Here is a 2,306-nt window from a genome sequence, read left to right as displayed (position 1 = left end):
CGTCGGCGTCGGAGTCACCGTCGGCGTCGGAGTCGGAGTCGGCGTCGGAGTCGGCGTCACACAGATGTCGATGTTGACGGTGTTGGTATCGAGGCTGACCTGACCGTTACGGGCCAGCAGTCGGCCGTTGACAGTGGTGCCCGTGGTCGCCGAAATCGAGGTCAGGGCGAGAATGTTGCCCACGAAAGTGGAGTTGGTTCCCAGCGTCGCCGAACTGCCTACTTGCCAGAAGACATTGCACGCCTGAGCACCGTTGATCAGGTTGATGTTGCTGCCCGATCCGGTGATGAGCGTTGAGGCGACTTGGAAGATGAAGACGGCATTGGGGTCGCCCTGGCCGTCGAGGGTCAGGGTGCCGGTCAGGCCGAGTGAGGAGGTGGAGGCGTAGATGCCCTGTGGGAGCGTCTGACCGGTGAGGTCGCCGGCGACGCTGGTGGCCGGGGTCCGGCCGGCGGCGTCGTTGTACGCGATGGTCAGATCGGATTGCGCCTGAAGCGCTACGGCATCGGCACTGTGTTGCGTCCCCAGCACTGTGCCGGGCGGAAATCCGGTGATCGCGGTACCAGGGCTCACACCCAGATCCGCCCCGATGACACTGGGGCCGGTGTTGGTGACCGCGGACCCGGCCAGAACCGAGAAGCTACCGGCCGTTCCCAGACCGACGGGGCCTGGCTGGGCGGCGCTCTCCCGTAGTTGCATGACGGCGAGCGCTCCTATGACGGGGATGATTAGCGAAACCGCCGCCAGCCGAGAAAATCCCGGCAAGCCAGATGAAGTCCGCCTTAAGATTCCGTTCATGTAGCGAGCCGTTCTCCTAGCAGAAGAGGATCCGATACGCCCGGTCACCGTTTCCACGGAAGGCGAGAGATCCAACCGGACGGGATATCGATCCGCTGAACCTGCCGTCGTGGAGCGGTTGGGTCCCGCGAAGCCCGGGAGTGCCACCCACCCGCGATTCGGCACGCTACTTGCAGACGTCAGCAGGACTGAGCACCAACACTTAAATGTCACATAAAGCTCGATCAAGCTTGACTACGTTCACACTTGGCATGCGAACAATAATTTCGGGACGTTTGGCTCGTTTTCCGGATGCGTTGTTCGCGCACCAGCGCCTGACGAACAGGAGCCATCGGACAGCCCGGGCGTACAGCAGGATCAGAGATTCCCCAACCGCTCAGGCCGGCCGCCACACGGTCCACATCCGCCGGGATCACATTCACGAAACCGGGAGCCACCACATTCGGTCGGACAGGCGTGGAACGTCAAAGATCATCACCAGGCGACGTGCCATGAAGCCGCCGATACAAGAGGCTGCCGGCCAGTGCCTGGAAAAGCTTTGCAATCGCCGAGCGGAAGGCAACGCGATCGGCGGCGCGCGACGCTGCTATACGTGGTGTGCTCTCGCAAGCCCGGAGCCGTGGCGTCCGCCGTCGCCCTGACCGGCGTGTTGAAGCGACGCCCACCCCCGGGATCAACCGCCGATTTTTTGGAGCCGTCCTTGCGTGGTCGCTTTCGGCCCGTCACGCCTGACGGAGGGGCAGGCTGGTCGACGAAGATGATCGTCTACGGCGTGCTGGCGGTCATTACCCTGGTCGCCTCCTGCGGCACGGACACGGCTACAAACGGTTCACCACATGCTGCGTCGCCGTCCACGGCCACGCCCCCGATCAGGCCGGCTCCGATGGCAGCGGAAAAAAGGGGACGATTGCCGCGCGCAACGACTTTCACCAGATTGCGCGGAGCACCGAAGGACGCCGACCCGCTCCGTCCGTGGGACGGGGCCGTGGCGCATCCCACGGAACCACAGATGGTTTATGCCGGTCCGGGTGGGCCCCCCGTGGCGGTGTTGCCGACCACTCAGATGGGAGGCGCGACGTGGGTTCCGATAGTGCAGGCGCAACAGGGGTGGGTTCGCGTTCTGCTGCCGAGTCGGCCGAACGAGTCGACGGGCTGGATTCACAGTGACGGTGGAGGGCTGCAGACCGCCTACAGCCCTTACAGGGTGGGAATCGATCTTTCAGCTCGTAGGCTCACCCTGTTCAGAGCCGGCCATCAGGTGCGTTCGTGGGCAGTGGCCGTAGGTGCCGCCGCCACACCCACACCTACAGGACGGACATTTCTGCTGGCCGCCCTGTCTCCTCCCGACCCGACCTACACCCCACTGATTCTTCCGCTGGGCCTGCATTCGACTTCGCTTGACAGTTTCGACGGCGGGCCCAGCACGATCGCCTTGCACGGCTGGCCGGACAAGAGTGAGGCTTTTTCATCCTCGGTAGACGGGTCGCTGGTCACAGCATGATCGCGGG

Annotated in this window: 2 protein-coding genes; one reads left to right on the top strand and one right to left on the bottom strand. The window is 64.0% G+C overall.

The genetic code is table 11. The features are described 5' to 3' along the window. Positions 1-699 (bottom strand): ice-binding family protein (locus AB0D67_RS04595; RefSeq protein ID WP_362929874.1); only part of this gene is annotated, 699 nt, incomplete at its 3' end. Positions 700-1,555: 856 nt separating this feature from the next. Between AB0D67_RS04595 and AB0D67_RS04590 the strand changes: the two genes are divergently transcribed. Beyond that, on the top strand, positions 1,556-2,299 hold the full coding sequence (locus tag AB0D67_RS04590) for a L,D-transpeptidase (protein ID WP_362929872.1): 744 nt from the start codon (positions 1,556-1,558) through the stop codon (positions 2,297-2,299). Positions 2,300-2,306: the final 7 nt, after the last annotated feature.

This window comes from Streptosporangium sp. NPDC048047, assembly GCF_040653115.1.
Classification (GTDB): domain Bacteria; phylum Actinomycetota; class Actinomycetes; order Streptosporangiales; family Streptosporangiaceae; genus Streptosporangium.
This window is presented reverse-complemented; position numbering and strand designations above follow the sequence as displayed.

Bases quoted from the DNA above. Each gene is read 5' to 3' on its own strand.
- AB0D67_RS04590 (WP_362929872.1), top strand. From the start codon at position 1,556: ATGATCGTCTACGGCGTGCTGGCGGTCATTACCCTGGTCGCCTCCTGC.